10 protein-coding genes are annotated in these 6,358 nt (G+C 68.7%); 4 read left to right on the plus strand and 6 right to left on the minus strand.

The window, feature by feature from the left end:
- Both C1J01_RS45225 and vanY-N read right to left on the minus strand, forming a co-directional pair.
- The coding region (locus tag C1J01_RS45225) for an ATP-binding protein (RefSeq protein ID WP_146615972.1) at positions 1-556 on the minus strand (556 nt) is incomplete at its 3' end.
- Between the two features lie 15 nt (positions 557-571).
- Positions 572-1,207, minus strand: a complete 636-nt coding sequence (gene vanY-N, locus C1J01_RS45230) for a D,D-peptidase/D,D-carboxypeptidase VanY-N (RefSeq protein WP_235855098.1) — start codon at positions 1,205-1,207, stop codon at positions 572-574.
- 146 nt (positions 1,208-1,353) lie between these two features.
- On the opposite strand from vanY-N, the gene C1J01_RS45235 reads away from it, so the two are divergent.
- Genes C1J01_RS45235 through C1J01_RS45245 form a run of 3 tightly spaced genes read left to right on the plus strand, consistent with a single transcriptional unit; the run spans position 1,354 to position 3,987 of the window.
- Positions 1,354-2,028 (plus strand): response regulator, encoded by a 675-nt coding sequence (locus C1J01_RS45235; protein WP_181449322.1) that lies wholly within the window; start codon positions 1,354-1,356, stop codon positions 2,026-2,028.
- A 7-nt stretch (positions 2,029-2,035) separates the two neighbouring features.
- Positions 2,036-3,466 carry an ATP-binding protein gene (locus C1J01_RS45240; RefSeq protein ID WP_220040440.1) on the plus strand — a complete coding sequence of 477 codons (1,431 nt, stop codon included), beginning with the start codon at positions 2,036-2,038 and terminating at the stop codon, positions 3,464-3,466.
- On the plus strand, positions 3,463-3,987 hold the full coding sequence (locus C1J01_RS45245) for a hypothetical protein (protein ID WP_111185174.1): 525 nt from the start codon (positions 3,463-3,465) through the stop codon (positions 3,985-3,987). The genes C1J01_RS45240 and C1J01_RS45245 overlap by 4 nt, the downstream gene beginning before the upstream one ends.
- Positions 3,988-4,292: 305 nt before the next feature.
- Here the strand turns inward: C1J01_RS45245 and C1J01_RS45250 are convergent, their stop codons facing one another.
- Positions 4,293-4,619, minus strand: coding sequence for a hypothetical protein (locus C1J01_RS45250; protein WP_235855099.1), 327 nt, complete (start codon positions 4,617-4,619; stop codon positions 4,293-4,295).
- A 304-nt stretch (positions 4,620-4,923) separates the two neighbouring features.
- On the opposite strand from C1J01_RS45250, the gene C1J01_RS45255 reads away from it, so the two are divergent.
- The gene (locus C1J01_RS45255) at positions 4,924-5,157 is read left to right on the plus strand and encodes a hypothetical protein (RefSeq protein WP_146615973.1); all 234 of its coding nucleotides are present in this window, start codon (positions 4,924-4,926) and stop codon (positions 5,155-5,157) included.
- Positions 5,158-5,161: 4 nt separating this feature from the next.
- Here the strand turns inward: C1J01_RS45255 and C1J01_RS45260 are convergent, their stop codons facing one another.
- The 3 genes from C1J01_RS45260 to C1J01_RS45270 are packed head-to-tail and all read right to left on the minus strand — an operon-like array spanning position 5,162 to position 6,356.
- The gene (locus C1J01_RS45260) at positions 5,162-5,536 is read right to left on the minus strand and encodes a nuclear transport factor 2 family protein (RefSeq protein WP_111185177.1); all 375 of its coding nucleotides are present in this window, start codon (positions 5,534-5,536) and stop codon (positions 5,162-5,164) included.
- 8 nt (positions 5,537-5,544) lie between these two features.
- Positions 5,545-5,841, minus strand: a complete 297-nt coding sequence (locus C1J01_RS45265; protein ID WP_111185180.1) for a DUF952 domain-containing protein — start codon at positions 5,839-5,841, stop codon at positions 5,545-5,547.
- Positions 5,838-6,356: a GNAT family N-acetyltransferase gene (locus C1J01_RS45270; RefSeq protein ID WP_235855100.1), complete on the minus strand. Its 519-nt coding sequence runs from the start codon at positions 6,354-6,356 to the stop codon at positions 5,838-5,840. The genes C1J01_RS45265 and C1J01_RS45270 overlap by 4 nt, the downstream gene beginning before the upstream one ends.
- Between the last annotated feature and the right edge of the window lie 2 nt (positions 6,357-6,358).

The raw sequence follows: 6,358 nt of genomic DNA on the forward strand, positions 1-6,358 counted from the left end.
CCCCATCACCCACCGTGCGCACCCTCTCCGCCAGATACGCACGAACACGGTCGCGCATCACCGCGTACCCCTCCGGATCCCGCCACCGCAGATCCGCCTCCACCACCTCCCGCACCACAGCAAGCGGAAACAACCCGAGGCCGTTCGACTCCACGAACGGCAACCCCCGCAACCACCCGAACAACGACCCGGCATCCTCCGCCAACACCGCCCGCAGCAGATCCTCCGTCGTCACATACGCATGCGCACAGACCTCCAACGCACGCCGATGCGCCACCGACGGCACCTCACCCACCAGCTGATCCAGCAACACCGCCACCACGTCCTGACGCGGCGTCCACCGCCCGCAGTCCTTCACCGCCACCGCCGCCTCACGAGCGAACCGCCGCAACAAGGCCGACTTCCCGACACCGCCAGGACCGTGCACGAACACCACACCGCAGCCGCCGCACAACGCCGCCCGGAAAACCGCCAGCTCCTCCTCCCGCCCGACGAACGCCCGCTCACGCGCCGCCTCCAGACGCCGTCCCAGCAACCCGCACCCGTCGTCACTCACCGAAAGCGAACCCCGTCACTCCCAGGACCCGGGCCGCATCCGGTCCCCGTCCTCGAACACGAAGCCCACGCCCGGATGAGGCCGTCGCCGCGGCGGCACACCACCACGGTCCGGGCGGTACTCGAAATGCCACCACTCGTTGTCGTACATGCGGTACAGGTCGTAACGAGCACCGTGCTCCTCGAGCCAGCGCGCGCCTTCATACGGACGCACGTCCAGCGCCACACCCCGCACATGACACGACTCCGCCGGCGGTAACACCAGCATCCGCGCCAACGCCGCAGAACCGCAGCGGCGCACCTCCTCATCGAACATCCGCTGCTGAACAGCCGGATCGCGATATCCCGACGTCAGACCGATCAGCTGGCCATGCCGCCACAACGCCTCCGTACGCGCCGCGACGAACGCCGCCCTGGCGCCCTCCGTGAGCCCCGTCAGATCCTCGGCCGGGAACCGCATCCCCAACGCCCAACCACCGGCCACTTCCCCGGCCCGGCCAGGACGGCGGACGAACGCCACCGGCCACAACAACACCGCCAGCACCACCGTGACCAGCGCGAACAGCCGATCCCGAGGCCGAAGCGGGATGATGCGTGCTTCGTTCATGCCGACTACGATTGGCGCCGAATATGCGTGCGTTGTCCGCCGCATGTCACCGTTTCTCGACGGCCGCCACCACCCCCGCGACCGTGACACGACCATGACATTGCGGCGACGAAGCGAGGACACGACCGGCCGACAATGGAACCCGTTGACCGGCGGACTGAGTTACGGAGCGTGCTGTGAAACTCGGCGGCGTGTCGCGAGTGCTGCTGATCGAGGACGACCCCGCCGTACGGGAGGGCCTCGACCTGGCCCTCACCCGCCACGGACACCGCGTACGCGCAGTGGAATCCGGCGAACAAGGACTGGACCGCCTGCGCACCGACCTCCCCGACGTCGTCGTGCTCGACCTCATGCTGCCGGGCATCGACGGATTCGAAGTCTGCCGCCGCATCCGAGCCACCGGCGACGTCCCCATCATCATGCTCACCGCACGAAGCGACGACTTCGACGTGGTCGCCGGCCTCGAGGCGGGCGCCGACGACTACGTCGTCAAACCCGTACAACCCCGAGTGCTCGAGGCACGCATCCGCGCCGTACTCCGCCGCATCGGCCGCGACCAGGCAGAGCTCGAACGGCACGCCGACCTGACCATCGACCGGGCCGGACTCGTGATCGCCAAACGCGGCACACCCCTCAGCCTCGCCCCGACCGAACTACGCCTGCTGCTCGAACTCTCCGCCACACCCGGCCGCGTGCACAGCCGCCAGCAACTGCTCGAATCAGTGTGGGAACACGGATACTTCGGCGACTCACGCCTCGTCGACGCCTGCGTACAACGACTCCGCGCCAAGATCGAAGACGACTCCGCCGCCCCCGTCTACATCCAGACGGTCCGCGGATTCGGCTACCGATTCGGGCCGGTGTGAACCACCGGTGACACCTCGGCCGAGCCTCGGGCTACGCGCCCGGCTCCTGTCGGCGTTCGCACTGCTGTGCGTGGTCACCGCGGCGGTGGTGGCCGGCGGAATGTACGTCGAAGCCCGCACCGCCATCCTGCAACGCGCCCAGGACGGCGCCGTACAAGCCATGAAAAACCGCCTGGAAACCCTCTACCCGCTACGAACCCCCACACCAGACCAGGCCGAACTCGCCGAGATCGCCCACACCATGACCGACCAGAACGGCTACGCGATCGCCCTCTACCACGAAACCCACTCACCCGGCCGCCTCGACCCCGCCATGATCCCACCAGAACTACGACGAACAGTCGCCGACGGCGTCGTCGCCTGGCAACGCGTGATCTGGTACGACGCCCCCTTCCTCATCATCGGCTCACCCCTGCTGATCACCGAAGGAGACCGGCCCACACGCCCGTCCGGCATCGAGATCTACACCGTACGCAGCCTCCTGTCCGAACAACGCAGCATCGACCGCCTCGCCACCCGCGCCTGGCTCACCGGCGCAGCCGCCCTCGCCTTCGCCGTCCTCCTCGCACTCCTCGCCACCCGCGGCGTACTCCGCCCCGTACGCGAACTCGGCCACGCCGCACGCCTCCTCGGCCAAGGCCACATGCGCACCAGGATCACGGTCCGCGGCACCGACGAACTCGCCGACGTCGCCCACACCTTCAACAACACCGCCGCCGAACTGGAACGACACGTCGAACAACTCCGCGACATGGAAGCCGACGCCCGCCGATTCGTCGCCGACGTATCCCACGAACTCCGCACCCCACTGGCCGCACTCACCGCCGTCGCCGACATCCTCGACGAAGAAGCATCCCAGCTCCCCGAACCCGCCGGCCGAGCCGCCAAACTGGTCAGCCAGGAAACCCTCAACCTCACCGGACTGGTCAACGACCTCATCGAAATCAGCCGATTCGACTCCGGCGTCGCCGCCCTCGCCCTCAACGACGTCGACATGGCCGAACTCGTCCACGCCACCCTGCGCAACCGAGGCTGGACACAACCCGTCCACACCGAACTCCCACCCGCCGTCACAGCACGCCTCGACCCACGCCGCGTCGACGTCATCCTCGCCAACCTCGTCGGCAACGCCCTGCGACACGGCGAACCACCCGTATCTGTACACCTCACCGCCGACCCCCACTGGATCACCCTCCACGTCCGCGACCACGGACCCGGACTCGACGAAACCGCACTGCCACACGTCTTCGACCGCTTCTACAAAGCCAACGCCGCCAGAGCCAGATCCGAAGGCAGCGGCCTCGGCCTCGCCATCGCACGCGAGAACGCCCGCCTGCACCAAGGCGACCTCACCGCCACCAACGCCCCCGACGGCGGCGCCCTCTTCACCCTGCGCCTGCCACGCCGAGCACCCGACCCCGACGGAGACCCCGAGTGACGACCAGGCTCGCACACCGCGCACTCGCCGCCGGCCTCGTCTCCCTCGCCGCCGTCACCGGCTGCGGCGTACGACCCAGCGACGCCATCTCCGCCGGCGAGCCACCGAGCGGACCCGTCGCACCATCCCCGACGATCACCCTCTACCTGGTCAAGAACGGCCGGCTCAACGCGGTGACCCGGCCGGCCGGCCGGCGCCCGCTGTTCCCGGCGGACACGCTCGCGCTGCTGGCGGCCGGGCCCACTCCGGGGGAGCAGGCGCAAGGACTCACCAGCGACGTCCCGCCCGAGGCCGCCCCGTTCTCGGTGAAGGCCGAACCGGCCGGCCACCTGGCGGTGAACCCGTCCACACCGGCAGCCGACCTGTCCACCCTGGCCGTCGAACAGATCGTGTGCACGGCCGCCGCCGCGCCAGGAAGCCCCGCCCAGGTCACCGTCGTCGGCGCCGGGCAGGATTTCAGCCCGCGGAGCTGCCCGGGTGGGGGAGCGCCGTCGGCGCCACGACAGGGAGAGACATATTAGGGCAAATCGGGCAAGGATCACTTGCTCCGGTCGCAAAGGGGAGTGGATGGCGCCGCGATTCCAGGGGGAGGGGTCGAGGCCGGGAGGCGGGGATTTCCGGTGCCGAACCGGCCGTTCGCCGTTGTCGTGGCGCAGGGGGAGCCGCGGGGTTCGTATGGCGAGGAGGCGGGGCCGTGCCGGCCGTTTGTGGTGCCGATGTCTCGATTTATGGGCAAACGGGTCCTATGTCCTATACCGAACAGAACCCACCTTCTGTTTGGTATGGGACATGACGTCGCTTGACGCGCCCGCGCACCGGCGGGGGGTCATAAACGGTTGACGAACCTGGCGGCGGCGCGGTGGCTCATGCCGGTCTCGCCGCGTACGAGGAAGACGGCTTCCTGGATCTGTCCGAGAGCCTTCAGTTCGCGGGCCTGATCGACAAGATCGACACTGATTCCGGGACGGTTGCGCGGCCGGTACGTGAGGCGTACGGCGAGGACGATCAGCCAGATGGCGGCCGCGGTGATGACGGCGCTGAGCGCGATGATGCCGGGGCTGATCTGCAAGGGGATCTGGGCGGGCATGCGGGGCGTCTTCCCGGGTGCGGACGGTTTATGCGGGCCCTCCGGTGATTGCTCGATAATGAACATTATGTCAAGTAGACCGTTCCGGGAGGGGCCGGGCGCTCCCCTGAACGGGTGGGACTGGAGGGACGATTTCCCGATGGGGCCAGGCGCGCGAGCGGCGTCCGGTCGGCGCCGGCGGGTCGCGCGGCTCGGTGGTCGCGGTGCTGGTGGGCGGCGGGTTCGTGGTGCGCTGCCGGGCCGTGCGTCTCCCCGGCTGGTGATCATGCGGGTGTTGACGCGTCGGTTGACGTTCGGTTGATTCGCTGTCCTTGTCGGGTTGCGCGATTTAGGGTGGAGTTTCTGCCATTCGCGCCGAGAGGAGCAGCACGTGGGGAACGAGTCGGTGTTATGTCCGGTGTGTCAGGGTGTTCTGCCTGCGTCGGGTAAGGAGTCGTACACGGCGTTGCGGGGCCGGCTGATCGTGACGAACGGCTATTGCGCGGGCGGGTGCGCCGAGCAGGTGGAGCAGGTTCCGGCGCGGCCGGTGGATGAGTCTCAGATGCGTACGCAGCAGGTGGCGCGTCCGCGTCCGGTGGTGTCGCAGGTGCGGGGGCCGCGCTGACGGGTCAGTGGTGTCCGTCGGTGGTGTGCCAGTAGTCGCGGGTCTGTACGGCGAGGCCGTCGTGGTCGAAGCGGGCGAGGACGCAGCCGGCCAGGGTGATGGGGCGGCCGTTGTCGTGGGCGTGGACGCGGAATTCGATGGCGGCTTGGTCGCCGTCGACGATGGGGGTGGCGAAGGTGGCGTGGGGGTCGGTTTCGCCGGTGAAGGACCAGCGGATGTAGTCGGCGATGGCCTGTTTGCCCTGGTGTGGGGGGCGGAAGGGCATGCTGGTGTGGACGGCGTCGTCGTGGTAGAGGGCGATGATGGCGTCGGTGTCGTGGTGGGTCCAGCCGTGTTGCCAGGTGTCGGCGAAGCGCTGGGCGGCGGTGCGGGTGTCCACGGGGTCCTTCAGGGCGTGTAGGGGTGTACGGCGGTGACCGCGGTGACGGGCAGGGGTCCGTACAGGTGGGGGTAGCCGTTCTCGGTGCGGATGTCGAGGCCGGTGGGGTCGATGTCGAGGACGAGCAGTGGCTCGGTGACGTGGCTGTAGTAGGCGGTGTGGACGGCGCGTAGCTGGGTGTGGTCGCGGCTGCAGTGGATGAAGCCTTCTTGGTCGAGGGTGCGGCCGAGGGTGGAGATGCGGTACTCCCCCGTGTGCTGGGCGTTGTCCCAGTCGGTGCGCAGGGCGAGGTGGTGGATGGTCATGGGGTCCATTCGGTGGCGAGGACGGCGTAGATGGCTTCGCTGGTCCATTCGCCTTTGACGAATTCGTTCTCGATGAGGGTGGCTTCGCGGCGCATGTGGAGTTTTTCCAGGACGCGGGCGGAGGCGGTGTTGCGGGGGTCGAGGCGGCCGACGATGCGGTGGAGGCCGAGTGCGGTGAAGCCGAGGTGGAGCAGGGGGCGGGTGGCTTCGGCGGCGTAGCCGTGGCCGTGGTGGTCGGGGTTGAGGACGTAGCCGATCTCGCCTTGGCGGTGTTGCCGGCTGGTCCAGATGAGCAGGCAGTTGCCGATGAGGTCGCCGGTGTCGCGCAGGGTGATGGCGAGGTCGATGGCGTCGCCTTCGTGGTGGAGGGCGGTGCGGGTGATTTTTTTGTCGAGGTGTTCGCGGGTGGTGTCGCGGTCGCGTGGGTCCCAGTAGAGGTAGCGGGTGACGTCGGGGCGGGATTCGTAGGCGTGGAGGGCGTCGAGGTCTGCGGTGGTGAAGGGGCGCAGGATCAGGC

The organism is Nonomuraea aridisoli, assembly GCF_003236395.1.
Taxonomy (GTDB): Bacteria; Actinomycetota; Actinomycetes; order Streptosporangiales; family Streptosporangiaceae; genus Nonomuraea; species Nonomuraea aridisoli.